The following is a 25148-nucleotide window of genomic DNA, read 5'->3' on the forward strand; positions in this document are numbered from 1 at the left end:
ACGAGCCTGTCGTCTTCTCAGGATAGAGCGTTATATTGTCTCGCGGGGAGCCTATCCAATCTCCCTCAGGCATGGAGCGGCGCCCTGCCGCTTCCTCAAAACCATCGAAACAGGAGGACGGCATGCAGATCAATCGCACGGCTTCGGCTCATTGGAGCGGCGGCCTCAAGGACGGCAAGGGCCTGATCTCGACCCAGAGCGGCGCCCTGACAGACTATCCCTACGGCTTTGCCAGCCGCTTCGAAGGCATTCCCGGCACCAACCCGGAAGAGCTGATCGGTGCTGCCCATGCCGGCTGCTTCACCATGGCGCTGTCGCTGATTCTCGGCGAAGCCGGTTTCACCGCCGAGCATATGGAAACCTCGGCCAAGGTGACGCTCGAAAGCGTCGAGGGTGGCTTCGCCGTCACCGCCATCCATCTCTCGCTTTCCGGCCGCATCCCCGGCGCCGATGAGGCAACCTTCACCGAACTCGCCAACAAGGCGAAGGCCGGCTGCCCGATTTCCAAGGCGCTCGCCGCCGTTCCGATCACGCTCGACGTCAAGCTCGCCTGATTTTTCTGCTGTCGCCGACGAAGTGCCGCGCGTCTCACGTCGCGGCACTTTTCAATTTTGGCCGACGCTCATCATCACATCGTTTCGAAATTTCATCACGCTCAGCCGCTCGTGCCACGCAGGCGGCATTGACAAATGACGCCTGATATTTTACGACTGACGAAATTCGAAAATCGTCAGTCGTAATTCGAGGCACCAATACTCATGAACGACATTGCGGAAAATACGCTCGACGTCACGCGGCAGGAGAATGTCACGCGCATTCTCGACGCGGCCGAGCGGCTGTTCCGTCACTACGGCTACAGCAAGACGACAGTGGCCGACATCGCCCGCGATCTCGGCATGTCTCCCGCCAATATCTATCGTTTCTTCGCCTCCAAGGTGGAAATCCATCAGGCGCTTTGTGGGCGCATGCTCGCGACCTGCTATCAGCTTGCTTATGACATCCGCCACCAGCCGCTCAGCGCCAGCGAGCGGCTGCGCCTCTATGTCGAGACCCAGTATCAATGGACGATGGATACGATGCTCGACGAGATGAAGGTGCACGAGATGATCGTGGTTGCGATCGAGCGCGACTGGCATGTCATCGAAAAACATATCGATCGCGTCCATGATCTCATCGCCGAAATCATCGCCGAAGGCATCGCAGCCGGCGAATTCGCCGAGCAGGACCCGGTCGTCGCCTCCCGCTGTTTCGGCGCGGCGACGATCAATCTCTGTCATCCGCAGATGGTGGCGCAATGTCTTGCCAAAACCAACCGCGCAAGCGTCGACGAACTGATCGACTACGTCATCAGGGCGCTCAAGAAATAATCGACGGCAGCCACCGTCGATCCCCCGAAACATTCCAGGAGTGCGGAAGATGTTTTCGCTCAAGACCCTCAGCAAACGCATGCCGTCCGTCGCAAGCCTCGCGCTTGTCGGCGCCATCGGCATCGGCCTTTCCGCCTGCTCGGAAGAAAAAGCTGAGGTCAAGGAAGTCATCCGGCCGGTGAAGGTCGTGGAGATCGCCAAGGCCGACGATACTCGCAAGCTTGATTATTCAGGGGCGGTCAAGGCGCGCACGGAGATGAACCTCGGCTTCCGGGTGGCTGGCAAGATCACCGAGCGTCTCGTCGATATTGGTGATCGGGTGACGCCCGGCGACGTTCTCACCCGCGTCGACGCCACGGACTACCAGCTCGCGGTCAAGACGGCGGAGGCCAATCTCGCCGCGGCGGAAAGGGGCGTCGAAACCGCCGATCTCGCCAACAAGCGCGCCGAGCAGCTGTTCGACAAGAGCGTCGCTCCGAAGTCGCAGCTCGAGCAGGCCGCGCTCAGCCATGACCAGGCGATCTCGCAGCGGGACGCAGCGCTCTCGGCGCTGGACCAGGCGAAGAACCAGGTGAGCTATACCGAGCTCAAGGCCGGGCAGAATGGCATCGTGACATCGATCAATGCCGATATCGGCCAGGTCGTCGGCTCCGGCAGCCCCGTTGTTACCGTTGCCGTCGATGGCGAAAAGGAAGTGCAGATCGCGGTTCCGGAAAACGACATTGCCGAATTCAAGCCCGGCAAGACGGTCAAGGCCAGTTTCTGGGCGGACGACAGGCTGGTGCTCGACGGCAAGGTGCGCGAGGTTTCCGGCAGCGCCGACCAGCAGTCGCGCACCTTTGCGGTTCGCGTGAGCCTGCCGAACGATCCCCGCGTGTTGCTCGGCATGACCGCGACGATCGAAGCCGATGTCAATAACGATAACAGCTATGTCTCGATCCCGCTCACTGCGCTGGCCGAGAGGGACGGCAAGCAAATGGTCTGGACGGTCGACCGCGACACGGCGACGGTACATGGCCGCGATATCAAGGTCGCCGATTTCACCGGCGACGGCGTGCATGTGACCGAAGGCCTCGATAGCGGCGATCTCGTCGTTGCCGCCGGCACCCAGTTCATGAGCGAGAACCTGAAGGTGAAGATGCCCGAGCAGCAATCGGCCTCGGCCGATACGGATCAGACCGTGCGCTGATCGCGCAAATTAAAGCAATTTGAGCATGATGTTCCCGAAAACCGCTGACACTTTTCGGCATCATGCTCCAAAGGAAACATGACCATGGACGCCAATACCGAAAAGCGGCCCTTCAATCTGTCGCGCTGGGCGATCGGCCATCCAAGCATCGCCCGCTTCCTCTTCGGACTGATCATCATCACCGGCGTGCTCGGCCTGATGCGCATGGGCCAGCGCGAAGATCCGGAATTCACTTTCCGCGTCATGGTCGTGCAGGCGATCTGGCCCGGCGCTTCCATTCAGGAAATGGAAGATCAGGTCGTCAACAAGATCGAACGCAAGCTGCAGGAGACGCCGCATATCGACTGGGTCAAGTCCTATACGCGGGCGGGCAGTGCGATCATCACGCTGCAGGTCAAGGGCGACACGAATTCGAAGGACGTGGCGGATGCCTTCTACCAGGTGCGCAAGAAGGTTGGCGACATTTCCAGCGAACTGCCGCAGGGCCTGCTCGGTCCCTATTTCAACGACGAATTCGGCGATACCTTCATCACGCTGCATTCGATCAGCGGCGACGGTTATTCCTATCCGGAACTGAAGAAATTCGCGATCCAGGCGCGCGACATGCTGCTGACGACGCCGGGCGTCGAGAAGGCCGTCATCATCGGCGACCAGCCTGAGAAGATCTATATCGACGTTTCGTCCAAGGCGCTTGCCGAGCGCGGCCTGACCATCCCAGACCTGCAGAATGCCATCAAGGGCCAGAACAATGTCGATCCGGCAGGCTCGGTCGATACCGGCCTGCGCTCGGTGCGCATTTCGGTCGAAGGCGACATGAAGAAGGTGGCCGATATCCGCGATCTCAGCCTTCGCGCCGGCGGCCAGGTGACCCGCCTCGGCGATATCGCCACCGTCAGTTCCGGGCTCGAGGATCCCTACCAGCGCAAATACCGTTTCAACGGCCATGACAGTGTTCAGGTCGGCGTTGTCATGGCCAAGGGCTTCAACGTCACCGACGTCGGCAAGGGCGTGGAGGCGACCTATCAGCGCTTCGAAGAGGCTCTGCCTTACGGTGTTGCCGTCGATCAGATCGCCAACCAGCCCGACGTGGTGACGGATGCGGTCAGCGAATTCATGCATGCGCTCGGCGAAGCCCTCGTCATCGTGCTCGTCGTCTCGTTCCTGTCGATCGGCTGGCGCTCGGGCTTGGTCATCGCCATCGCCATTCCGCTGGTGCTCGCCGCCACCTTCGCACTGATGTACGAACTCGGCATCGACCTGCAGCGCATCTCGCTCGGCGCGCTGATCATCGCACTCGGCCTGCTGGTCGACGATGCAATGATCGTCGTCGAGATGATGGAGCGAAAGCTGGAGGAGGGGCTCGTCAAGATCGAGGCGGCAAGTTTCGCCTATTCTTCGACCGCTTTCCCGATGCTGACGGGGACGCTGATCACCACGGCCGGCTTCATTCCCGTCGGTTTCGCGGCATCGACGGCAGGCGAATATGTCCGTTCGCTGTTCTACGTCGTCGGCATCGCGCTTGTTACCTCGTGGTTCGTCGCGGTCTACTTTACGCCGTGGCTCGGCTACATGATCCTCAAGCAGCGCCATCACGCCGGCGAGCATCACGATGCTTTTGACACGAGCTTCTATCGCCGGCTGCGCGGCACGGTCGGCTGGGCGGTTCGCCATCGGGTGATCGTGCTGCTCTTGACGCTCGGAACCTTCGTTACCAGCCTCTGGGCCTTCCAGTTCATTCCGCAGAATTTCTTCCCGCAATCTTCGCGGCCGGAAATCCTGGTCGATCTCTGGCTGCCCGAAGGCACCAGCGTTCGGGAAGTCGAGGTGCAGGCAAAGGCGCTCGAAGCGAAGATGATGGATGATCCCGACAAGCGGTTCATCGCTACCTATATCGGCGAAGGCGCACCGCGCTTCTTCCTGCCGCTCGACCAGCAGCTGCGCAATCCGAACTTCGCCCAGCTGCTGGTCATGGCGAAGGACGAACCGGCGCGCGAACGCTTGATCGTCAAGCTGCGCACGATCCTTGCGGAGGATTTCCCCTCGATCCGCGGCAAGGTCGACCGCCTCTTCCTCGGTCCGCCCACCGGCTGGCCGGTGCAGATGCGCATCATGGGACCTGACCGCCAGGAGGTGCGAGCGATCGCCGATCAGGTGAAGGCGCGTTTCGAAGCCAATCCGATGCTCGGCGCCATCCACGACGACTGGCTGGAGCCGGTGCCGGCGATGAAGCTGGTGATCGACCAGGATCGCGCCCGGGCGCTTGGTGTGACCTCGCAGCGCGTGCGTCAGATGCTGCAGACCGCCATGTCCGGGGCGCCGCTCGACGATTTTCGTGACGGCGAGGAGACGGTCTCGATCGTCGCCCGCGAGCCGGATGCCAACCGCTCGTTGCTGTCGGCGGTCAACTCGGTCTATGTCCCGACCGATTTCGGCGGCTTCGTGCCGGTCTCGCAGGTCGCCAAGGTCGTACCTGTCATGGAGCAGGGCATCGAATGGCGGCGCGACCGGCTGCCGACGATCACGGTGCGCGCGACGCTGCCGGATGGCGTGCAGCCGAACGACGTCGTCATGAAGATGTACGCCGACATGAAGGACCTGCGCGACAGCCTGCCGGCCGGTTACAACGTCGAGATTCAGGGCGGCGCCGAGGATGCGGCGGAAAGCCAGATGTCGATCGCCGCCAAGGCGCCGATCATGCTCGCCGTCATCATCGTGCTGCTGATGGTGCAGCTGCAGCATTTCGGCAAGGCGATGCTGGTGCTCGCCACCGGGCCGCTCGGCATCATCGGGGCTGCGGCCGCCCTGCTGATCAGCGGCGCGCCCTTCGGTTTCGTCGCGATCCTCGGCGTCATCGCGCTGCTCGGCATCATTATGCGCAACTCGATCATCCTGGTCGACCAGATCGACCAGGATATCAAGGCCGGCATGCACCGGCAGGAGGCGATCGTCGGTGCTGCCGTTCGGCGTTTCCGGCCGATCATGCTGACGGCGCTGACCGCCGTGCTGGCGCTGATCCCGATCTCGCGCGGCGTCTTCTGGGGTCCGCTCGCCTACGCGATGATGGGCGGCATCCTGGTTGCGACAGTGCTCACCATTCTGGTTCTGCCCGCCGGTTACGCCCTTTTCTTCGGCCGCGAGCCGAAGGCAAAGGACGAGCCGGGCCGGGATGCCGACGCCATCCAGGAAGAGGCGGATGACAGAGATCCGCCGGCGTTGGCAGCCGAGTGAGGACGGCGCGGCGAAAGCCGCGCCGTTTTCCTTGCAGGTCGAAATCTCACGGTTCTCATCACTGCCCGGTTCCTCTCGACTCGCGCCGATTCCCTTGCCGCCTCGAAAAAGCTAAGCTCGTGAAAGCATGTCGGGAGAGCAGCCGCGATCCCGGCCGCTCATCGACCGAGGAGGCGCGACCATGGCCGATTATCGTCTGGAAACAAGCTGGCGTCCGGTCGAAGGCAGTTTCGGGCGCTTGATCTTCACCCTCTTCAATCTTTCAGCCGAGCCGCTTTCCGGCTTCTCGCTCGCCTATACGTCGGAGACGCGGGTTGCCGACAAACATGTCTGCGATGGCGGCAGCCTGAAGCGACAAGTCGCGCATCTGCATGAGTTCCGGCCGCCAGAGGGGCTGAGCGTGCCGCCGGGCGGCCACTGGCGGTTCACCGTCGAGGGGCTGACCCGAGAACCGAAACATGTGACATCAGGGGTCAAATCGGCCTATCTGACACTTGGCGACGGGCGCCATCTTCCTGTCGGTTTCGGCGATCTCCTTCTCGAAGGCCGGGATGGCGGCATTTCGCCGCCGCTTCTGCCGCCGGGCCGGGTGGAGGAGCCCTATTCGCTGCTGCCCTGGCCGCTGGCGCTCGCGCTGAAGGCGGGAGAGCTGCCGGTCGTCCTTTATCCGGCCGAGAGCACACGACCCGAAGCGGTCAAGGCACTGTCCCTTGTTCTTTCGCTTTACCAGCGGCTCTATCCGGCCGAAAACGTGCCGTTTTCGCTCTGCGGCGTAAAGGGCGGGCGCGCTGTTCGTTTCGTCAACGAATCATCGATCGCTGCGCTCGCCTATGAAATACGATTTACCGCGCATGAGGTCGTGCTCTCCAGCGCGGATGCGGCGGGTCGGCACTATGGCCTGATCAGTCTGGCGCAAATCATGCACGGCGCGCGTGCCGATCGCGAGAGCTTCAGATTTCCGAATTTCGGCACGATTGCCGACCAGCCGCGTTATGACTGGCGCGGCTGCCATCTCGATGTGGCCAGACAGTTCTATCCGGTGGCTGACGTCATGCGGCTGATCGATATCCTCGCCTGGAACAAGCTCAACGTCTTCCATTGGCACCTGACCGACGACGAAGCCTGGCGGCTGGAGATCAAGGCCTATCCCCAGCTTACGGAGATCGGCGCGCGGCATGGCCCGGACGAGGCGCTCGTGCCGCAGCTTGGTGACGGGGCGGAACCGCGCTCCGGCCATTACACGCAGGAGGACGTCAGGCGGATCGTCGCGCATGCCGCCGCGCTGCATATCGAGGTGGTGCCGGAAATAGATGTCCCCGGCCATAGCACCGCGACGCTGTTGTCACTCCCCGGCCTCGTCGACGGGCAGGAGGCGCCGGACAGCTATCGCGCCGTCCAGGGTTATCCCAACAATGCCCTCAATCCGGCGGTCGAATTCACCTATGAATTTCTCGGCAAGGTGTTCGACGAGATGATCACGCTGTTCCCCGGTGAATATATTCACATCGGCGGCGACGAGGTCGCAAGCGGCGCCTGGCTTTCGTCGCCGCTTTGCAAGGCGCTGATGGAGCGGGAGAAAATCGCCGGCACGGCCGAGCTGCAATCCTATTTTCTGAAACGGATCAAGGCCATGTTGTCGGATCGCGGCAAGAAGCTCGCCGGCTGGAACGAAGTCTCACATGGTGGCGGCGTCCACCGCGACGGCACTTTGCTGATGGCTTGGGAAGAGTCCGCTGTCGGCATCGAGCTGGCGCAGCAAGGCTATGATGTGGTGATGACGCCGGGCCAAGCCTATTATCTCGACATGGCGCAGGCGGAAGCCTGGGATGAGCCCGGTGCGAGCTGGGCGGGCCATGCACCGCCGGAACATACCTATGCTTACGAGGCCGAGGGCGAGTTGTCGGAAGCATTGCGGGACAGGATGCGTGGGGTTCAGGCCTGCATCTGGACCGGAAATTTCCTTTCTCGAGCCTACTTCAACCGGCTGGTCTTCCCGCGCCTTCCGGCAGTCGCCGAAGCCGGATGGACGCCGTTGGAACGCAAAGACTGGAGCCGGTTCGCAGCGATCGTGCGGATGTGGCCGGTGCTTTAGGATGCAGCGGCATTGGCTTTCAGTCCCAGCAGCGCTGCGCCGATCAAGCCTGGTTCGATGCGGCATTCGCTCGGCACCACCAGCGGCCGGTCGAACTTGCGCAGGGTGCGGGTACGCACCGCCCGGTCGAGCTCGGCCAGCAGGGGCGCGACATTGGAAAGTCCGCCGCCGACCGGCACGATGGTGGCGCCGGTGATGTTGATCGTCAGGGCGAGCGGCGAGGCGACGAGATCGATATAGACGTCGACGGTGCGCGTCGCCTTCTCCTCGCCGCGCCGCCACTGATCGATGATCTCTTCGCTCGCAAGGTCGAGATCATGCAGCGTCTTGTGCAGGCGCTCCAGGCCGCGGGCGCCGCCGACGGTGTCGACACAACCCTTCTGACCGCAGCCGCAGGCATAGGCGGGAATGGCGACGGGCGGATTGCCGGCCACCGATGCGATGATCGGGCCATGGCCCCATTCGCCGGCAAAGCCTCCGGCCTCGTTGACGAGGCGCCCATCGGCGACCAGGCCGCCACCGACGCCGGTGCCGAGGATGGCGCCGAAGACGATACGGTGGCCGCGGCCGGCGCCGAGACCGGCTTCAGCCATAGCGAAACAGTCAGCGTCATTGGCGATCAAAACAGGCAGAGCAAGTTCGGCTTCGAGGTCGGCTGCGAGCGTGCGGCCGTGGATGCAGGGAATGTTGGCGCAGGTCAGCCGCTGGGTATCGGGATCGACGACGCCGGCGATCGACAGAGCAACGCGGCTCGGCTGTTCGCCGATTTCGGCGATGATGTCGCGCAGGGTCTCGACGAAAGCGGCAAAATCCTCCTTCGGCGTCGCACGGCGGCCGAGGGGAACGATGTCTGTTTCGGAGCGGGCGATGCCGCCCTTGATGGCGGAGCCGCCGATGTCGAACGAAATAATCATTGCCTGCCTGCCGTTTCTCTGACCTTCAGCGTCTGCTCGCACTGTTGGCCAAGAATTACAAGACTTGATGCATCTGCCTGGCATGGGCTTGCTGCGCAAAGGAGAGATAGTCGAACGCAAATAGCCGCCGACAGGTCTTCTCATTGATTTCCTATCCCTTAAGTCATTCAATTGGCATATTGCGCGGCCAAACTCGGACCCTGCACTTCCATCATCTACCGGTATCATGAGCATCGAAAACGCCGATTCCAACAGACGCAGAAGACCCCGTCCGCCACGTCCCCAAGGCCGCCGCCTCTCAGCGGTCCTGCGGCAGCTGGCAGGCGACCGAAGCCGGGAGTGGATTTCGATCGGCGATCTGTTCGAGACGATGGGTGACAGGGCGATCAGTGCTCTAATGCTGATCTTCGCGCTGCCGAACGCCTTTCCCACCCCGCCCGGCACCTCGGCCGTGCTCGGCGCGCCGCTGGTTTTTCTGGCAGTGCAATTGACCTTCGGGCTGAAACCCTGGCTGCCGAAGGCGATCGCAAACCGTTCGATGCGGCGAGAAGATTTCGAGGCCATCGTCGGCCGTATCCACCGCTGGCTCGCCTGGGCGGAGCGCATGCTGAAGCCGCGGCTTGCGATCTTCGCCGAGCCGCCGGCGGAATATTTCGCCGGCCTTGCCTGTCTGCTGCTTTCGATCGTGCTGGTTCTGCCGGTTCCGCTCGGCAACATCCTGCCGGCAATCACCATTTCGGTGTTCGCTTTCGGCATTATGGGCCGTGACGGGCTCTTCGCGCTCATCGGCTTTATCATGACGACCGTGTCGCTCGTCATTGCCGGCAGCGTGATTTACGGTCTCGCGAAGGCGTCGATTTATTTCGTCATGCAATGGTTCGCCTGAGCGGTGGCGTCAACAGGCTCGACATTTTCGGGAATTTTGTTTTGATCTGGCGCATAGAGACTCACATCAAGCCGGCGGCGGCAAGCCGGCTCATTTTGCGCGGTAGGCAGTAGATGGCAAAAAGATCAGAGACCCCTGCACGGCTCGACGATGCAGCCCGTGCCGGCTGGCTTTATTACGTCGCCGGACGCACGCAGGATGAAATCGCCGCCGCGATGGGCATCTCGCGGCAATCGGCGCAGCGGCTGGTGTCGCTTGCGGTCGCCGAGCGTCTGATCAAAGTGCGGCTCGACCATCCGATTGCTGCCTGCCTCGAGCTTGCCAACCAGCTGCGGCGAAAATTCGGGCTGAAACATGTGGAGGTGGTGCCGAGCGATGCAGGTTCCTCATCGACCACCGTCGGCATCGCCGAGGCGGGTGCGGCCGAGATCGAGCGCTGGCTGAAACGGCCGGAACCGATCGTGCTGGCGGTCGGCACCGGCCGCACGCTGAAGGCGGCGGTCGACCAGCTTCCGGCGATCGAATGTCCCAATCATCGGATCGTCTCGCTGACCGGCAATATCGCGCCGGACGGATCGGCTGCCTATTACAACGTCATCTTCAGCATGGCGGATGCGGTCAAGGCGCGGCACTATCCGATGCCGCTGCCGGTGCTCGTCACCTCGGCCGAGGAGCGGGAGCTGCTGCATGGCCAGCAACTGGTGCGCTCGACGCTTGATATGAGCGCGCAGGCCGATGTCACCTTCGTCGGCATCGGCGAGCTCGGCATCGACGGACCGCTCTGCGTCGACGGCTTTCTCGAGAAGGACGAGATGATGGAGCTGATGCGCGGGGGCGCCGTCGGTGAAATCTGCGGCTGGATCTTCGATGTCGACGGCAAACTGCTGGACAACCCGATCAACGAGCGTGTCGCCTCGGCGCCGATCCCCTCTCGCGAGGCTTCGATGGTCATCGGGCTTGCCAAGGGCAAGCGAAAATACAAGGCGATCAGAGCCGCCGTCGTCGGCCACCAAATCAACGCTCTGATCACCGATGAAGAGACGGCTGAGTTTTTGCTCAAAAGCTGAGCAAAAATATAACAATCAAATCAAAGAAAAGGGCGCTGTCTTCGGCATCGCAGCAACGATTGCCAATTGACTTTTTTCGCGGAGTGATGAGTAATTGCTCATGAGCAAAGCGAATGCTCACATCTCGTCTTCTGGGAGGAAGATATGACATTGAGAACTTTCCTGCTGGGCGCCTGCTCAGCATTGGCGTTTGCCAGCATGGCTTCGGCCGAGACGCTGACAATCGCGACCGTCAACAACGGCGACATGATCCGGATGCAGAAGCTGACGGATGACTTCAAGGCGAAGAATCCCGGCATCGACCTTGAATGGGTCACCCTCGAAGAAAACGTGCTGCGCCAGAAGGTCACGACCGACATCGCGACCAAGGGCGGCCAGTACGATGTTCTGACGATCGGCACCTATGAAGTTCCGATCTGGGCGAAGCAGGGCTGGCTGCTGCCGCTCGACAAACTTGGCGACGCCTATGACGTCAACGACCTGCTGCCGGCCATCCGCAGCGGCATCAGCATGGACGGCAAGCTCTATGCCGCGCCGTTCTACGGCGAAAGCTCGATGGTCATGTACCGCAAGGACCTTTTCGACGCCGCCGGTCTGAAGATGCCCGATGCGCCGACCTGGGACTTCATCGCAGACGCTGCGAAGAAGATCACCAACAAGGACAAGGAAATCTACGGCATCTGCCTGCGCGGCAAAGCCGGTTGGGGCGAAAACATGGCCTTCCTGACGGCGATGTCGAACTCCTTCGGCGCGCGCTGGTTCGATGAGAAGTGGAAGCCGCAGTTCGACCAGCCCGAATGGAAGGACACGCTGACCTTCTACGTCAACCTGATGAAGGAAGCCGGCCCTCCGGGCGCCTCCTCCAACGGTTTCAACGAAAACCTGGCGCTGTTCCAGACCGGCAAGTGCGGCATGTGGATCGATGCAACGGTCGCCGCTTCCTTCGTCTCCGATCCGAAGCAGTCGCAGGTCGCCGACAAGGTCGGCTTCGCGCTCGCTCCGGACAAGGGCCTCGGCAAACGCGGCAACTGGCTCTGGGCCTGGAACCTCGCTATCCCGGCAGGCTCGCAGAAGGTCGAAGCCGCCGAGAAATTCGTCGCCTGGGCAACGAGCAAGGAATACACCAACCTCGTCGCCGAGAAGGAAGGCTGGCTGAACGCACCTCCCGGCACCCGCACCTCGCTTTATGCGAATGCGGAGTATCAGAAGGCTGCTCCCTTCGCCAAAATGACTCTCGATTCGATCAACTCGGCTGACCCGACCAAGCCGACCGTCAAGCCGGTCCCCTATGTTGGCGTCCAGTTCGTGGCGATTCCTGAATTCCAGGGCATCGGCACGGCGGTGGGCCAGCAGTTCTCGGCAGCCCTCGCCGGCCAGATTTCGGTCGATCAGGCGTTGAAGAGCGCACAGCAGCTGGCAACCCGCGAAATGACCAAAGCCGGCTACATTAAATAAACCTCCTGAGAAGGGGCGGATCCTTGACAATCCGCCCCTCTGGGCCGCCGATTGCCCGAACCGCATCGGCGGCCTCTTTTCCAGATTAAAGCTGCCTTGCGGCCGCTCCCTGCTTCAGATCAGATCGGTGATTGCCATGGCAACAACACATACTCGCTCCGCGGCGCGCCTGATGATTGCGCCCTCCGTGCTGTTCCTCTTTGCGTGGATGATCGTTCCGCTCGCGATGACGATCTATTTCTCGCTGCTGAACTACAATCTGCTCAGCCCCGGCATGGAGAGCTTTGTCGGCCTGCTGAACTACGAATATTTCCTGTCCGATCCGGCCTTCATCGCCGCGCTGATCAATACGCTGCTGCTTGTTGCCGGCGTTCTTGTCGTCACCGTCGTCGGCGGCATCGCCTTTGCGCTGCTGCTCGACCAGCCGATGTATGGCCAGGGCATCGTGCGCATCCTTGTCATCGCGCCGTTCTTCGTCATGCCGACAGTGGCTGCACTCGTCTGGAAGAACATGTTCATGAACCCGGTCAACGGCCTGTTTGCGCATCTTGCGAAGGCGCTCGGCCTGCAGCCGATCGACTGGCTGGCGAATGCGCCGCTGGTTTCCGTCATCCTCATCGTCGCCTGGCAATGGCTGCCCTTCGCCACCCTCATCCTGTTGACGGCGCTGCAGTCGCTCGACGAGGAGCAGAAGGAGGCGGCTGAAATGGACGGCGCCGGCGCGATCTCGAAATTCATCTACATCATCCTGCCGCACATGGCGCGCGCCATCACCGTGGTGATCCTGATCCAGACGATCTTCCTGCTTTCGGTCTTCGCCGAAATCCTCGTCACCACCAATGGCGGGCCGGGCACCGACAGCACCAATCTCACCTATCTCGTCTATGCGCAGGCGCTCCTGCAGTTCGATATCGGCGGCGCTTCGGCAGGCGGCATCGTCGCGGTCGTGCTTGCCAATATCGTTGCGATCTTCCTCGTCCGCCTCGTCGGCAAGAATCTGGAGGCTTGAGATGGCCAGAAAAGTCACAACTCAGCGCAAGGTCATCATGACCGCGATTGCCTGGACGCTCGGCATCCTGATCTTCTTCCCGATCCTCTGGACGTTCCTGACCAGCTTCAAATCGGAAGCCGACGCCATTGCCTCGCCGCCGCAGTTCCTGTTCTTCAACTGGACGACGGAAAATTATGCGGAGGTGCAGAGCCGGTCGAACTATCTCAGCCATTTCATGAACTCGGTGGTCATTTCCTTCGGCTCGACGCTGATCGGACTCGTCATCGCCATTCCGGCCGCCTGGGCGATGGCGTTCGCGCCCACCAAGCGGACCAAGGACGTGCTGATGTGGATGCTCTCGACCAAGATGATGCCGCCCGTCGGCGCGCTGATCCCGATCTATCTGATGTTCCGCAATTCAGGCCTGCTCGACACGCGCACCGGGCTGGTGATCGTGCTGACGCTGATCAACCTGCCGATCATCGTCTGGATGCTCTACACCTACTTCAAGGAAATCCCCGGCGAGATCCTCGAAGCAGCCCGCATGGACGGAGCGTCGCTGATGAAGGAGATCGTCTACGTGCTGACGCCGATGGCGGTGCCGGGCATTGCCTCGACGCTGCTTCTGAACATCATCCTGGCCTGGAACGAGGCGTTCTGGACGCTCAACCTCACCGCCTCGAAGGCGGCGCCCTTGACGGCCTTCATCGCCTCCTATTCCAGCCCGGAAGGCCTGTTCTACGCCAAGCTCTCGGCGGCCTCGACCATGGCGATCGCGCCGATCCTGATCCTCGGCTGGTTCAGCCAGAAGCAACTCGTCCGCGGCCTGACCTTCGGCGCAGTGAAATAAGAAAAGGGAGACAAACATGGGCAGCATTACCCTTCAGAAGGTTTCCAAGGTCTTCGGCGAAGCCAAGGTCATCCCTTCGATCGATCTCGATATCAACGACGGCGAATTCGTCGTCTTCGTCGGTCCATCGGGCTGCGGCAAGTCCACACTGCTCAGGCTGATTGCGGGTCTCGAGGACGTGTCCGGCGGCAAGATCGTTATCGACGGCAAGGACGCCACCGAAAAAGCGCCGTCCGAGCGTGGCCTTGCCATGGTGTTCCAGTCCTATGCGCTTTATCCGCATATGAGCGTGCGCAACAACATCGCCTTCCCGCTGAAGATGGCGGGCGTCGACAAGGCGGAAATCGACCGCAAGGTGACGGATGCCGCGCGGGTGCTCAATCTCACCGACTATCTGGAGCGCAAGCCGCGCCAGCTTTCCGGCGGTCAGCGCCAGCGCGTCGCAATCGGCCGCGCCATCGTGCGCCAGCCTTCGGCCTTCCTGTTCGACGAGCCGCTGTCGAACCTTGACGGCGCTCTGCGCGTCAACATGCGTCTCGAAATCAGCGAACTGCATCAGCAGCTGAAGACGACGATGATCTACGTCACCCATGATCAGGTCGAGGCCATGACCATGGCCGACAAAATCGTCGTCTTGAACCGCGGCAATATCGAGCAGGTTGGCTCGCCGCTCGAACTCTACAGCCGCCCGCGCAATCTTTTTGTCGCCGGCTTCATCGGTTCGCCGAAGATGAATTTCATCAAGGGCCAGAATGCTGCCGAGCTCGGCGCGCATACGATCGGCATCCGCCCCGAACACATGCTGCTGTCGATGGAGAGCGGCGACTGGAAGGGCAGGGTCGTGGTCGCCGAGCATCTCGGCTCCGATACGTTCCTGCATATCGATGTCGACGGGATCGGCATGGTGACGGCGCGCGGTAGCGGCGATTTTCCAGCAAAGGCCGGTGATGCGGTTTATCTGACGCCGGATCGGTCGCGCATTCACAAATTCAACGAGGGCGGCCTTGCCCTCTGAGCAGGCGGCCGGCTGAGGGCAGGCATGCGAGCCGGGCGATGGCGCCCGGCCGTCTCGGCAAGACCTTCAAGAGGACTGAAACATGACGTGCAAACTATCGCTGGCAACGCTTTCGGACGTGGCGCGCACTGCCGCCATCCCTTCCTATGAGAGGGCATCGCTGAAAGCCGGCATCGTGCACTTCGGCGTCGGCAATTTCCACCGCGCCCATGAGGCGATCTATCTCGACGATCTCTTCAACCAGGGCGCCGATCACGACTGGGCAATTATCGGCGCCGGCGTTCTGCCATCGGATGCCGCCATGCGCGAGAAGCTTGCGGCGCAGGATTTCCTGACGACGGTGGTGGAGCAGGACAACAACAAAACGGCGGCGCGAGTGACCGCCCCGATGATCGACATTCTGCCGGTCGGCGATCCCGCCGCCATCATCGCCAGGCTTGCCGATCCCGAGATCCGCATCGTCTCGCTGACAATCACCGAGGGCGGTTATTTCATCGACGCTTCAGGCACGTTCAATCCGGCCCATCCTGATATTGCCGCCGACGGACAAAATCCCGGTGCGCCGAAGACGGTCTTCGGTCTGATCGTTGCCGGCCTGAAGTCCCGCAAGGACAAGGGCATCGGACCCTTCACCGTGATGTCCTGCGACAACATCCCCCATAATGGCGTCGTCACCGCCAACGCCGTGATCGGCACGGCAGCCCTTTCGGATGCCGCCCTTGCCAACTGGATCAGGACTCACGTCGCCTTCCCAAATGCGATGGTCGACCGCATTACGCCGGCGACCGGCCAGCGGGAGATCGATTTCCTCAGGGACAATTTCGGCATCGAGGACAACTGGCCGGTTTATTGCGAAGAATTCAAGCAGTGGGTGCTCGAAGACAAGTTCACGGCCGGCCGCCCGGCCCTGGATAAGGTCGGCGTCACGTTCGTTCCCGATGTCACGCCTTACGAGCATATGAAGATCCGCATCCTGAACGGCGGACATGCCGCGATCGCCTATCCGGCGGCACTGATGGACATTCATTTCGTGCATGACGCCATGGAAGATCCGCTGATCCGGGCTTTCCTGGCCAAGCTCGAGAAGGACGAGATCATTCCGATCGTGCCGCCGGTGCCGAATACCTCGCTGACGGATTATTTTGCTCTCATCGAGCATCGGCTTCTCAATCCGAAGATCGCCGACACCATCCCGCGTCTGGCGCAGGACGGCTCGAACCGCCAGCCGAAATTCATCCTGCCGTCGACGCTCGACAATCTGCGCCAGGGCAGGGACGTCATCGGCCTGGCGCTGGTCTCGGCGCTCTGGTGCCGTTATTTCGCCGGCAAGACCGACAGCGGCAAGGATATCGCCTTCAACGACGCCAGCGCCGAGCGCCTGCACGCAGCGGCGCTGAAGGCAAAGGACGATCCGTCGGCCTTCCTCGTCTTCGATGATATTTTCGGCGAGGTGGCGAAATCGGACCTTTTCCGAAAGCGTTTCGCTCATGCTCTGAAAACCTTGTGGGAAAAGGGCACGCGGGAAACGCTGCAGCTCTATCTCGACAGCAAGCTCGCAGTGTAAGGGAATGTGGGTGGCGGGATCGGCTGGCCATCCAATCACGTCTTGCGGGCGAAGCGGGACAATCATGCGTCCGAATTGAAGTCAGGTTGGGTCTTTCATGGCTGATGCTGAACCACGGCTGGTCATTTTCGATTGCGACGGCGTGCTCGTCGACAGCGAACCGATCTCGATCAGCGTACTCGTCCGGGCGATGAGCGATCTCGGCGTTTCGATCACCGAAGACCAGGCCTATGAGCGCTTCCTCGGCCGCAGCCTGGCAACCCTCGTCGATACGCTCGAAACCGAGTTCAATATTCACGCCGGCGAGGAATTCCTCGAGCGCATCCGCACCGATCTCTACGCGCGGTTCCGCACCGAGCTGAAGCCGATAGACGGCATCGCAGCGACGATAGACGGGCTCGGCATTCCTTGTTGTGTCGCATCTTCAAGCCAAATGGAGCGAATCCGGCTGTCGCTGTCTGTCACCGGACTTCTCGACAAACTCCCCGACATTTTCAGCGCGACAATGGTCAAGCGCGGAAAACCGGCGCCCGATCTCTTCCTGCATGCCGCCCGGCAGATGCATGTCGAGCCGGGGTCCTGCCTTGTCATAGAGGACAGTCCGGCCGGCATTGCCGCCGCCAAGGCGGCGGGCATGACCGTCTTTGCCTTCACCGGCGGATCGCATGCGAATTTCGGCGGATACCGCGCCGAACTCGACCGACTTTCGCCTGATGTGGTGTTTGACGCCATGCCGGATTTGATACACCTTGTCCGCAACCATAAGCTGGACGGGACCGAGATTTGATGCGTGATCATGTGGTTGCGGTGGATGTCGGCACCGGCAGTGCGCGCGCCGGCGTCTTCGATGCCAGCGGCCGTCTGCTGGCCAAGGCCGAACATCCGATCGTCATGAACCGGCCGCGTGAATACCACGCCGAGCACGATTCCGAAGACATCTGGTCGGCCGCGTGCACCGCGGTGCGCAGGGCTGTGGCGCAATCCGGTATCGTCGCCGCCTCGGTCGGAGCAATCGGTTTCGACGCCACCTGTTCGCTCGTCGTCCGCGACGTCGAAGGCCGGCAGATCAGTGTGTCCACAACAGGCGAGCGGCGTTTCGACACCATCGTGTGGCTCGATCATCGCGCGCTGAAGGAAGCGGACTTCTGCACGGCGACGGAGCACAGGGTGCTCGAACATTCCGGGCACGTCATGTCGCCGGAAATGGAAATGCCAAAGCTGATGTGGTTGAAGAAGAAGCTGCCGGCGACGTGGGAAAAGGCGGGCTATTTCTTCGACCTTGCCGATTTCATGACCTGGAAATCGACGGGTTCGACTGCCCGTTCGCGCTGCACGCTGACGGCAAAATGGAACTACCTCGCCCATCTCGAAACGGGATGGCAGCAGGATTTCCTGCAGCGGATCGAGCTGGACGATCTTCAGGCCCGCGGCGGGCTGCCGGACGAGACTGTGCCGGTCGGCGGCAGTATAGGCCGGCTGACGGCTGATGCGGCCGAGGCGCTAGGGCTGACAACGGAGTGCCATGTCTCTGCGGGAATGATCGACGCCTATGCCGGGGCACTCGGGGCGCTCGGCGGTTATGCCGCCGATCCTGTAACACGCGAGCGGCAGCTGGCACTGATCGCTGGAACATCAAGCTGCATCGTCGCCTTCTCGCAGGAGTGCAAGCCGAGCCACGGCATGTGGGGACCCTATTACGAGGTTGTCTTTCCGCAGTCCTGGCTGGTGGAGGCCGGGCAATCTGCGACCGGTGCGCTGCTCGACCATATCGTGCGCATGCATGCGGCCGGCGGTGAACCGGCGGCGGCGCTGCACCAGAAAATTGTCGCGCGCATCGCCGAATTGCGGGCAGAGGAGGGCGACGCTTTCGGCGAGCGCATTTTTGTGCTGCCGGACTTTCATGGCAATCGCTCGCCGCTTGCCGATCCGCATGCCGTCGGTGTAATCAGCGGGCTGACCCTCGACACCTCCTTCGACGGGCTCTGCGCGCTCTATTGGCGGTCCGCCGTCGCGATCGCTCTGGGCATCCGCCACATCCTGGAGACGATGAAGGAATATGGCTACGTGCCCGATACGCTGCATATCGCCGGCGGACACGTGAAGAACCCGGTGCTGATGGAGCTCTACAGCGACGCCACCGGCTGCAAGGTCGTGGTGCCGAAGATGAACGAGGCGGTGCTGCTCGGCACGGCTATTGCGGCATCCGTCGCCTGCGGCCTGCACGAGGATCTGGCGGCAGCCGGCGAGGCGATGTATCCGGGCGGCGATGAACGGCTTCCCGACAAGGCGAAACAGGCGCTTTACGACCGCGACTACCGCCGTCTTCTGGCCATGCATCGGCACCGTGCCGAACTGGAAGCGATGTTCTAAAAGCTCACATCTAGTGGTTCGCGGTCTCGCCGAGGACGGTCGCAAATTCCAGCATGCGGCGGCGACGGAGGGCTGCCTCCTCTCCGACTTCGAGAATGACGGATTCGGACAGGCAATCGAGCAGCGCGATCAGCGGCGGAAGGTTGTCGAGATCGGGAGCGCGTGCCGGCGGCAAGGACAGCATGACGTTTGACTGATCCGCCATCCAGTCTGCTTGCTGCGGCGAAATCAGCACGACCTTGTAGCCGTAGCGCCGGGCGGTTCTGGCAAGCAGCCGTGCCTTGGCGAAACGGCGGCAGTCGATGATGACGAGCAAAGCGTCGTCGACGGCCTGCCGGGCGAAGAGTTCGGCAAAACGGTTGTCGGTGGCATCGAGCGTGCGAACGCCATCGCGGGCTTGCGTCAGCCGCTGGCAGAAATGATTGGCAAGGCTTGCGAGCCGCGCATGCGTGGCGATCGAGACTTCGCGGGCCGTGCTGATCAGGCGGACGGCTTCGGCCCAAAGCGGCTGCGCCGTCAGATGATAGATGTGATGCAGCGCCTGGATCTGCTCGGCAACCAGCACGGCAAGCGGCTTGCCCTCCGCGGCGTCCGCGTGCAGCTCGCTCATGGCGCTCTGCAACTGCGCCGGCGATGTCGTCACGGTTTCGCGAATTTCCACCTTGACGCTGTCTAAACCCTGGTAGCCGAGCGCGCGCAGGAAGCGCCCGACGGTCATCGGCGAGAGATCCAGCCTGTCGGCGACAGATGCTGCCGTCTCAAACGGCAGGTCGTTCAGGTGCTCGGAGAAATATTTCGCAATGCGACGCTCGGCCGGTGTGCCGCTTTTTACGTATTGCCTGAGTTTGTGCACAAAGTCTTCCACATCAGCCTCCCCGTATTTCCTCAGAGGCGTTCCGTGGATGCGCTAACGCGCCCCTTTGTCTTTGCAACTATTTTCGGAAGCTGCTTCTCAGGCTCGTATTTCTGCGTCTGATAATATTATATTCGTTCTAATATTGCGACAAGTTTCTATTACAGCCTGCAATTTTATTCTCTCTTGTCGGTAGCATTCGCCTTTCCTACATCTTCTGCGTAACCGGAGACGCTGAAGAAATGATTCTTGATGCCGCACGCCTTTCGCTCGCCAATCTGTTCGCGCCGGAGACACGCTCGGTCTTCTGGAAAGTGCTCGGCCTGACGCTTCTCGTGCTCGTCGGCCTCTGGTTCGCGCTACGCGGGGCTTTCATGGCCTTTCTCTTTCCCTGGCTCACCAGCTTCTTTCCCGATATGCCGGATTGGGCCGGATGGTTTGCTCTGGTCTTCGCAATCCTTGCCGGGATCGGCCTTGCGCTCGTGCTGGCGCTGCTGCTTTCGCCGGTTACTGCGCTGATCGCAGGCCTTTTCCTCGACGATGTCGCCGACGTTATCGAAAAACGTGACTATCCCGCCGACGCGCCGGGCGCCGCCATGCCGCTCGGCCCGGCAATGGCGAGCTCCATCAAATTTCTCGGAGTAGTGATCCTTGGCAATATCGTGGCGTTGTTGCTGCTGTTCATTCCCGGCGTCAATCTGGTCGCTTTCTTTCTGGTGAACGGCTACCTGCTCGGACGGGAATTCTTCGAATTCGCCGCCATGCGCTTCCGTCCGCCTCATGAGGCACGGCTCTTCCGTGCCAAACATGCGCCGACGGTCTTTCTCGGCGGGCTGGTGATCGCTCTCTTTCTGGCGATCCCCGCGGTCAACCTGCTGACGCCTCTCTTTGCCGCGGGCATGATGGTGCATCTGCACAAGCTGATATCCGCAAAGGACGCCGGTTTTCGCGCCTGAGGATCACCCCGGTAAGGCTGATGTCTCGTACATTGGCGCAAATTCGGCGCTCGGCGGGATCGGCGTGATGATGTCGATCAGCACGCCGTTCGGATCGGCGGTGATGAAATGCCGCTGGCCGAAATCCTCGTCGCGGATCTCCTGCAGGATCGGGAGGTTTGCGCTGTTGCAGGCCGCGTAGACCGCATCGACATCGGCAACCTCGAAATTGAGGAGCAGTCCGGACACTTTGCCGCGAGCCGCAGGCGGGATGGTTTCGTGGCTGCCGTCGAGGATTGCGAGCGCGACATGCTCCGCCTCGGTCGATTGCAGATGAACGTACCACTCGCTCTCGAACAACGCCCCGAAGCCGAAATGCGCGCAATAGAAGCGGGCGGAACCGGCGACGTCGTCGGTCATAATGACAGGATAATAGCTCGTCGATTTCATCCATTTCCTCCAAGATACAGACAGACTGTATGTTTTTATTCTTAACATACAGTCTGTTTGTATGTAAATGGGGGAGATGAGCCGCAGCAATCGCGAAAGAACGGAACAGACAAGAGGGGCGCTGATCGATGCCGGACGACGCCTCTTCGTCGATAAAGGGTATGCCGAAACGGCGACGCCGGAGATCGCAGCGGCGGCGGGTGTGACACGCGGAGCGCTCTATCACCATTTCGAAGACAAAAAGGCGCTCTTTCGCGCGGTTGTCGAAGTCGAGGCGCGCGCAGTCGCCGAAGCAATCGCGGCATCTTCGGCGTCCGATGATACGCCGCGCGACGCGCTGATTGCCGGCGTTTCGGCCTATTTCGACGCAATGATGGCGGAAGGCCGCACGCGGCTGCTATTGATCGACGCTCCTGCCGTTCTCGGTCTGCCGGCGAGCCAGGCGATCGATGCCGACAACGCGGAAAGGACATTGCGGACAGGACTTGCAGCCATGCTTCCGAGAGCTGGCGCTACGCTTGAGCCTCTGACATTGCTGCTATCGGCGGGCTTCGACCGCGCGGCAATTGCGATCGAGGCGGGGGCCGAACGGCGGAGTTACGAGCAAGCGATCACTGTTCTACTCGACAGCCTCGCCGATCACCTGCGGCGGTAGCTCGACCAGCGGAGCCGGCACATCCGAACTCTTCTCCGGCGATTTGCAAATATCGGCGATGACGCAGCGCTCGCATTCGGGGCGGCGTGCCTTGCAGGTGTAGCGCCCGTGCAGGATCAGCCAGTGATGGGCGTGATAGAGGTAGTGTTTCGGCACCACTTTCATCAATCGCGCTTCGACTTCATCAGGCGTCTTGCCGGGAGCAAGTCTGATGCGATTGGCGATCCGGAAGATGTGCGTATCGACGGCCATGGTGGCCTGGCCAAAGGCCATGGACAGCACTACATTGGCAGTCTTGCGGCCGACACCCGGCAGGCGCACCAGTTCCTCGCGCGTTTCCGGCACCTTGCCGGCGAAGTCGTCGACCAGCATTTGCGAGAGCGCGATGACGTTTTTCGCCTTGTTGCGATATAGGCCGATTGTCTTGATGTAATCGCGAAGCTTGTCCTCGCCGAGATCGAGCATTTTCTGCGGCGTATCGGCCACCTTGAAAAGCGCTCGCGTCGCCTTGTTGACACCGGCATCGGTGGCCTGGGCGGAGAGAGCCACCGCCACGACGAGGGTGAAAGGGTTGGTATGCTCCAGCTCGCCCCGCGGCTCGGGTCGCTGCACCGAAAAGCGACGGAAGATTTCCTCGCGCTCGGCCTGCGAATAGGCGGTTTTGACCGCCGCCGCCGGTTTGCGGCGGGTGATCACATTCGTGCCTTGCGGCGGGGATTTGAGTTTCGGATTCGCCATGGAAACTCTATACTCAGCGCTTATGATGGAAAGCAACGCCAACAGCTCTAGCGAGCAGCCTGTTTTCGCCGCCGAGCTCTTCCCACACCGGTCGCTCGGCCGCCGGGGCTTCAAGGTGCTGCTCATTCTGTCCGGCGCCGTCTGCTTCCTCTATGGGATGTTCTTCATCGCCACCGGCGCCTGGCCGATCGGCTTCTTCTTCGGATTGGATTTCGCGCTTCTCTACGGCGCCTTCTGGCTGAATTACCGCTCCGGGCGGGTGCGCGAACAGGTCACCGTGTCGCGCACGGACGTATTGGTGCGCAAGTTTGCCCCATCGGGGCGGATGGTGGAGCATCATTTCAACCCGTTCTGGGCGCGGTTCCTCGTCCGAAGGCACCAGGAGATCGGCATCCTCTCCATGCATATTTTCGGCGAGGGCCGGCGAACCGATATCGGCTCTTTTCTCAATCCTGACGATCGCGAAAGCTTCGCCAAAGCCTTCAAGGGTGCGCTCGCCACGGTCAAACAGCGTATCTGAGCGTATCAGGCGAGCGCGCAAGAATCGGGTGGTTTAGCCCGGGCCTATTGATTATCTCCTTGTTACAAGGAGAAAGACCATGGATATGATCGCGAACCCGCAGACTGACATCACGCCTGACGGCCCTGATTACGATATCGTCCGTCGGGTCATCGAACTCATCACCGAGGATTATCGCGACCAGCCGTCGCTGGAGGCGATCGCCGCGCGGCTCAACCAGTCGCCGACGCAGCTGCAGAAGACCTTCACCCGCTGGGCTGGCCTCTCGCCGAAAGGTTTCCTGCAGGCGGTGACGCTCGACCACGCCAAGCGGCTGCTGCGCAAGGAAGACATGCCGTTGCTCGAGACGTCGATCGAAGTCGGCCTCTCCGGGCCGAGCCGCCTCCACGACCTTTTCGTGACCCATGAGGCGATGTCACCCGGCGAATGGAAGGCAAAAGGCGGCGGCCTCACCATTCGCTACGGCTTCCACATCTGTCCCTTCGGCGTGGCATTGATCATGGTGACCGATCGCGGTCTTGCCGGCCTTGCCTTCAGCGATTCCGGCGGTGAAAGGGCTTGCCTCGAGGACATGTCCTGTCGCTGGCCGAATGCCGAATACATCGAAGACCTGCAGGCGACGATGCCCTATGCCGCCCGCATCTTCCAACCCGGAAAATGGTCTTCCGAGCAGCCGCTCCGCGTCGTGCTGATCGGCACGGACTTCCAGGTGCGTGTCTGGCAGAGCCTGCTGAAGATACCGTTCGGCAAGGCGGTCACCTATTCCGACATCGCCAACGATATCGGCCGGCCGACAGCGCAGCGCGCCGTGGGCGCGGCGGTCGGGGCAAATCCGATCTCCTTCGTGGTGCCTTGCCACCGGGCGCTCGGCAAGAACGGCGCGCTGACGGGCTACCACTGGGGCCTCACCCGCAAACGCGCGATGCTCGGTTGGGAATCGGCGCATGCGTAAAACATGCCGTGCAAAAAGCACGGCATGAAGCATGGCAAGCCACTCTGAACGATCACGGCGCGCTTCAGGCCTGTTCGGCCAGATCAAGCAATGCTTGCGCGGCACCTTCATCGGTGATCAGCGTGTTGCAGCCGATGCGCTTGATCGTGGCGCGGATGGCGGTGGCCCGGTGGGCGCCGCCGGAGGAAAGCACGATGTGCTTGGCCTCTTTCAACATATCGAGGTCGACGGACATCACGCGCTGGTTGATCGAGTGATCGACCGAATTGCCGTCCTTGTCGAGGAAATTGAACATGGTGTCGCAGACGCAGCCTGCATTGATCAGTTCCTGCAGCTCGGCTTTCGAGATCCAGCCTTCCGATAGCGAGGTCGAGTGCGGCCCGATATCACCGCAGCTGACGATCGCGAGATCGAGGTTCTCGGCGAGACGGTAGATCGTGTCCAACCCGCATTTGTCGATCAGATTGCGTTTGGTTTCGATGGAATCGACCAGAAGCGGTGCCAGGAACATGTAGCATTCGGCGCCGAGCTGATTTGCCAGCCGCCAAGTGTAATCGATCGGGTTCGTCTGGTGCACGGCAACGATGCCGCCGAGCAGCGAGACGACCTTACAATTGGCGCGGCGTGGCGGCCGGAAGCTCGCCAGCGAGGCGGTCATGGTGCGACCCCAGCCGACACCGATCGTATAGTCGTCGGGAATGGCTTCGGAGAGGAACTGGCCAAGCGCCAAACCGACGTTCTTTGCCAACGAATCGACATCGCAGTGAACCGGCGCAGGCACGACGATCGCCTCGTCGAGCCCATAGGCACGCTCCAGCTTGACCGAAAGCTCGACGCAATCGCCGATCGAATCGTTGATCCAGATTTGGACCTCGCTGCGTTTCATCGACTCGTCGAGCAGGCGGATCACCGTCGTCCGGCTGATGCCGAGCTGTTCGGCAACGTCTTTCTGCGTCAGGCCTTCGTTGTAATAGAGCCATGCGGCCCTCAGCCGCAGCGAGGACGCTTCGGAATAGGCGGTATGGGTGCCGCGTTTGAGTTTGACCACATTTCCTCC

The 25148-nt window shown here is 61.5% G+C and carries 23 protein-coding genes; 18 read left to right on the forward strand and 5 right to left on the reverse strand.

The genetic code is table 11. The annotated features are described in order from the left end of the window. The first annotated feature begins 122 nt into the window (after positions 1 to 122). The 5 genes from GGD53_RS07600 (at position 123) to GGD53_RS07620 (ending at position 7876) form a co-directional block, all read left to right on the forward strand. Entirely contained in the window at positions 123 to 554 is a 432-nt protein-coding gene (locus GGD53_RS07600; protein WP_011426902.1) for an OsmC family protein, read from the forward strand. A gap of 204 nt (positions 555 to 758) precedes the next feature. Continuing rightward, complete coding sequence (locus tag GGD53_RS07605) at positions 759 to 1367, forward strand: TetR family transcriptional regulator (protein WP_085860528.1); 609 nt, start codon at positions 759 to 761, stop codon at positions 1365 to 1367. Positions 1368 to 1416: 49 nt separating this feature from the next. Further along, on the forward strand, positions 1417 to 2556 hold the full coding sequence (locus GGD53_RS07610) for an efflux RND transporter periplasmic adaptor subunit (protein WP_184454891.1): 1140 nt from the start codon (positions 1417 to 1419) through the stop codon (positions 2554 to 2556). Positions 2557 to 2640: 84 nt separating this feature from the next. Next, positions 2641 to 5784, forward strand: coding sequence for an efflux RND transporter permease subunit (locus GGD53_RS07615; RefSeq protein ID WP_184454892.1), 3144 nt, complete (start codon positions 2641 to 2643; stop codon positions 5782 to 5784). Positions 5785 to 5965: 181 nt separating this feature from the next. Next, positions 5966 to 7876 (forward strand): beta-N-acetylhexosaminidase, encoded by a 1911-nt coding sequence (locus GGD53_RS07620; RefSeq protein WP_184454893.1) that lies wholly within the window; start codon positions 5966 to 5968, stop codon positions 7874 to 7876. Here the strand turns inward: GGD53_RS07620 and GGD53_RS07625 are convergent. Next, positions 7873 to 8790 (reverse strand): ROK family protein, encoded by a 918-nt coding sequence (locus tag GGD53_RS07625; RefSeq protein WP_184454894.1) that lies wholly within the window; start codon positions 8788 to 8790, stop codon positions 7873 to 7875. The two genes, GGD53_RS07620 and GGD53_RS07625, sit on opposite strands and share 4 nt — an antisense overlap. Before the next feature lie 307 nt (positions 8791 to 9097). Here GGD53_RS07625 and GGD53_RS07630 point away from each other — a divergent pair, with 307 nt between their 5' ends. From GGD53_RS07630 to GGD53_RS07670, 9 genes are all read left to right on the forward strand, one after another. Beyond that, positions 9098 to 9676 carry an exopolysaccharide biosynthesis protein gene (locus GGD53_RS07630; protein WP_184455133.1) on the forward strand — a complete coding sequence of 193 codons (579 nt, stop codon included), beginning with the start codon at positions 9098 to 9100 and terminating at the stop codon, positions 9674 to 9676. Positions 9677 to 9789: 113 nt separating this feature from the next. Beyond that, entirely contained in the window at positions 9790 to 10743 is a 954-nt protein-coding gene (locus tag GGD53_RS07635; protein WP_184454895.1) for a sugar-binding transcriptional regulator, read from the forward strand. Positions 10744 to 10887: 144 nt separating this feature from the next. Further along, positions 10888 to 12198 (forward strand): ABC transporter substrate-binding protein, encoded by a 1311-nt coding sequence (locus tag GGD53_RS07640; RefSeq protein WP_184454896.1) that lies wholly within the window; start codon positions 10888 to 10890, stop codon positions 12196 to 12198. Positions 12199 to 12334: 136 nt separating this feature from the next. Beyond that, positions 12335 to 13207, forward strand: a complete 873-nt coding sequence (locus GGD53_RS07645) for a carbohydrate ABC transporter permease (RefSeq protein WP_020922334.1) — start codon at positions 12335 to 12337, stop codon at positions 13205 to 13207. 1 nt (position 13208) lies between these two features. Beyond that, positions 13209 to 14039: a carbohydrate ABC transporter permease gene (locus tag GGD53_RS07650; protein ID WP_184454897.1), complete on the forward strand. Its 831-nt coding sequence runs from the start codon at positions 13209 to 13211 to the stop codon at positions 14037 to 14039. A 16-nt stretch (positions 14040 to 14055) separates the two neighbouring features. Next, complete coding sequence (locus tag GGD53_RS07655) at positions 14056 to 15054, forward strand: ABC transporter ATP-binding protein (RefSeq protein ID WP_184454898.1); 999 nt, start codon at positions 14056 to 14058, stop codon at positions 15052 to 15054. A gap of 82 nt (positions 15055 to 15136) precedes the next feature. Continuing rightward, positions 15137 to 16618 (forward strand): mannitol dehydrogenase family protein, encoded by a 1482-nt coding sequence (locus GGD53_RS07660; protein ID WP_184454899.1) that lies wholly within the window; start codon positions 15137 to 15139, stop codon positions 16616 to 16618. Between the two features lie 97 nt (positions 16619 to 16715). After that, positions 16716 to 17405 carry an HAD family hydrolase gene (locus GGD53_RS07665; RefSeq protein ID WP_184454900.1) on the forward strand — a complete coding sequence of 230 codons (690 nt, stop codon included), beginning with the start codon at positions 16716 to 16718 and terminating at the stop codon, positions 17403 to 17405. Beyond that, a complete protein-coding gene (locus GGD53_RS07670; protein WP_184454901.1) occupies positions 17405 to 18988 on the forward strand; it encodes an FGGY-family carbohydrate kinase in 1584 nt (527 codons plus the stop codon). Before GGD53_RS07665 ends, GGD53_RS07670 begins: the two co-directional genes overlap by 1 nt. A 10-nt stretch (positions 18989 to 18998) precedes the next feature. Here GGD53_RS07670 and GGD53_RS07675 read toward each other — a convergent pair whose 3' ends face one another. Beyond that, positions 18999 to 19853 (reverse strand): MurR/RpiR family transcriptional regulator, encoded by an 855-nt coding sequence (locus tag GGD53_RS07675; RefSeq protein ID WP_011426888.1) that lies wholly within the window; start codon positions 19851 to 19853, stop codon positions 18999 to 19001. Positions 19854 to 20083: 230 nt separating this feature from the next. Here GGD53_RS07675 and GGD53_RS07680 point away from each other — a divergent pair, with 230 nt between their 5' ends. Then, positions 20084 to 20797, forward strand: a complete 714-nt coding sequence (locus GGD53_RS07680) for a sulfate transporter family protein (protein ID WP_184454902.1) — start codon at positions 20084 to 20086, stop codon at positions 20795 to 20797. A 3-nt stretch (positions 20798 to 20800) separates the two neighbouring features. Here the strand turns inward: GGD53_RS07680 and GGD53_RS07685 are convergent, their stop codons facing one another. After that, a complete protein-coding gene (locus tag GGD53_RS07685) occupies positions 20801 to 21226 on the reverse strand; it encodes a VOC family protein (RefSeq protein WP_184454903.1) in 426 nt (141 codons plus the stop codon). Between the two features lie 76 nt (positions 21227 to 21302). On the opposite strand from GGD53_RS07685, the gene GGD53_RS07690 reads away from it, so the two are divergent. Next, positions 21303 to 21881 carry a TetR/AcrR family transcriptional regulator gene (locus GGD53_RS07690; RefSeq protein ID WP_184454904.1) on the forward strand — a complete coding sequence of 193 codons (579 nt, stop codon included), beginning with the start codon at positions 21303 to 21305 and terminating at the stop codon, positions 21879 to 21881. On the opposite strand, the gene nth is transcribed toward GGD53_RS07690, so the two are convergent. Beyond that, positions 21846 to 22619 (reverse strand): endonuclease III, encoded by a 774-nt coding sequence (gene nth / locus GGD53_RS07695; RefSeq protein ID WP_184454905.1) that lies wholly within the window; start codon positions 22617 to 22619, stop codon positions 21846 to 21848. The two genes, GGD53_RS07690 and nth, sit on opposite strands and share 36 nt — an antisense overlap. Positions 22620 to 22641: 22 nt before the next feature. On the opposite strand from nth, the gene GGD53_RS07700 reads away from it, so the two are divergent. Then, on the forward strand, positions 22642 to 23139 hold the full coding sequence (locus GGD53_RS07700; RefSeq protein ID WP_184455135.1) for a DUF2244 domain-containing protein: 498 nt from the start codon (positions 22642 to 22644) through the stop codon (positions 23137 to 23139). A 79-nt stretch (positions 23140 to 23218) separates the two neighbouring features. After that, the gene (locus GGD53_RS07705) at positions 23219 to 24091 is read left to right on the forward strand and encodes a methylated-DNA--[protein]-cysteine S-methyltransferase (protein ID WP_184454906.1); all 873 of its coding nucleotides are present in this window, start codon (positions 23219 to 23221) and stop codon (positions 24089 to 24091) included. Between the two features lie 64 nt (positions 24092 to 24155). Here the strand turns inward: GGD53_RS07705 and GGD53_RS07710 are convergent, their stop codons facing one another. Beyond that, positions 24156 to 25139 carry a sugar-binding transcriptional regulator gene (locus GGD53_RS07710; protein ID WP_064805089.1) on the reverse strand — a complete coding sequence of 328 codons (984 nt, stop codon included), beginning with the start codon at positions 25137 to 25139 and terminating at the stop codon, positions 24156 to 24158. Positions 25140 to 25148 lie beyond the last annotated feature (9 nt).

Origin of the sequence: Rhizobium aethiopicum, from assembly GCF_014197535.1 — a bacterium.
Taxonomy (GTDB): domain Bacteria; phylum Pseudomonadota; class Alphaproteobacteria; order Rhizobiales; family Rhizobiaceae; genus Rhizobium; species Rhizobium aethiopicum_A.

What these genes read in the sequence shown, in the direction of transcription:
- GGD53_RS07620 (WP_184454893.1), top strand. Translation starts at nt 5,966, where the DNA reads ATGGCCGATTATCGTCTGGAAACAAGCTGGCGTCCGGTCGAAGGCAGT.
- nth (WP_184454905.1), bottom strand. Translation starts at nt 22,619, where the DNA reads ATGGCGAATCCGAAACTCAAATCCCCGCCGCAAGGCACGAATGTGATC.
- GGD53_RS07690 (WP_184454904.1), top strand. Translation starts at nt 21,303, where the DNA reads ATGAGCCGCAGCAATCGCGAAAGAACGGAACAGACAAGAGGGGCGCTG.
- GGD53_RS07610 (WP_184454891.1), top strand. Translation starts at nt 1,417, where the DNA reads ATGTTTTCGCTCAAGACCCTCAGCAAACGCATGCCGTCCGTCGCAAGC.
- GGD53_RS07640 (WP_184454896.1), top strand. Translation starts at nt 10,888, where the DNA reads ATGACATTGAGAACTTTCCTGCTGGGCGCCTGCTCAGCATTGGCGTTT.
- GGD53_RS07670 (WP_184454901.1), top strand. Translation starts at nt 17,405, where the DNA reads ATGCGTGATCATGTGGTTGCGGTGGATGTCGGCACCGGCAGTGCGCGC.
- GGD53_RS07625 (WP_184454894.1), bottom strand. Translation starts at nt 8,790, where the DNA reads ATGATTATTTCGTTCGACATCGGCGGCTCCGCCATCAAGGGCGGCATC.
- GGD53_RS07685 (WP_184454903.1), bottom strand. Translation starts at nt 21,226, where the DNA reads ATGAAATCGACGAGCTATTATCCTGTCATTATGACCGACGACGTCGCC.
- GGD53_RS07615 (WP_184454892.1), top strand. Translation starts at nt 2,641, where the DNA reads ATGGACGCCAATACCGAAAAGCGGCCCTTCAATCTGTCGCGCTGGGCG.
- GGD53_RS07660 (WP_184454899.1), top strand. Translation starts at nt 15,137, where the DNA reads ATGACGTGCAAACTATCGCTGGCAACGCTTTCGGACGTGGCGCGCACT.
- GGD53_RS07645 (WP_020922334.1), top strand. Translation starts at nt 12,335, where the DNA reads ATGGCAACAACACATACTCGCTCCGCGGCGCGCCTGATGATTGCGCCC.
- GGD53_RS07705 (WP_184454906.1), top strand. Translation starts at nt 23,219, where the DNA reads ATGGATATGATCGCGAACCCGCAGACTGACATCACGCCTGACGGCCCT.
- GGD53_RS07655 (WP_184454898.1), top strand. Translation starts at nt 14,056, where the DNA reads ATGGGCAGCATTACCCTTCAGAAGGTTTCCAAGGTCTTCGGCGAAGCC.
- GGD53_RS07600 (WP_011426902.1), top strand. Translation starts at nt 123, where the DNA reads ATGCAGATCAATCGCACGGCTTCGGCTCATTGGAGCGGCGGCCTCAAG.
- GGD53_RS07650 (WP_184454897.1), top strand. Translation starts at nt 13,209, where the DNA reads ATGGCCAGAAAAGTCACAACTCAGCGCAAGGTCATCATGACCGCGATT.
- GGD53_RS07605 (WP_085860528.1), top strand. Translation starts at nt 759, where the DNA reads ATGAACGACATTGCGGAAAATACGCTCGACGTCACGCGGCAGGAGAAT.
- GGD53_RS07635 (WP_184454895.1), top strand. Translation starts at nt 9,790, where the DNA reads ATGGCAAAAAGATCAGAGACCCCTGCACGGCTCGACGATGCAGCCCGT.
- GGD53_RS07680 (WP_184454902.1), top strand. Translation starts at nt 20,084, where the DNA reads ATGATTCTTGATGCCGCACGCCTTTCGCTCGCCAATCTGTTCGCGCCG.
- GGD53_RS07665 (WP_184454900.1), top strand. Translation starts at nt 16,716, where the DNA reads ATGGCTGATGCTGAACCACGGCTGGTCATTTTCGATTGCGACGGCGTG.
- GGD53_RS07700 (WP_184455135.1), top strand. Translation starts at nt 22,642, where the DNA reads ATGATGGAAAGCAACGCCAACAGCTCTAGCGAGCAGCCTGTTTTCGCC.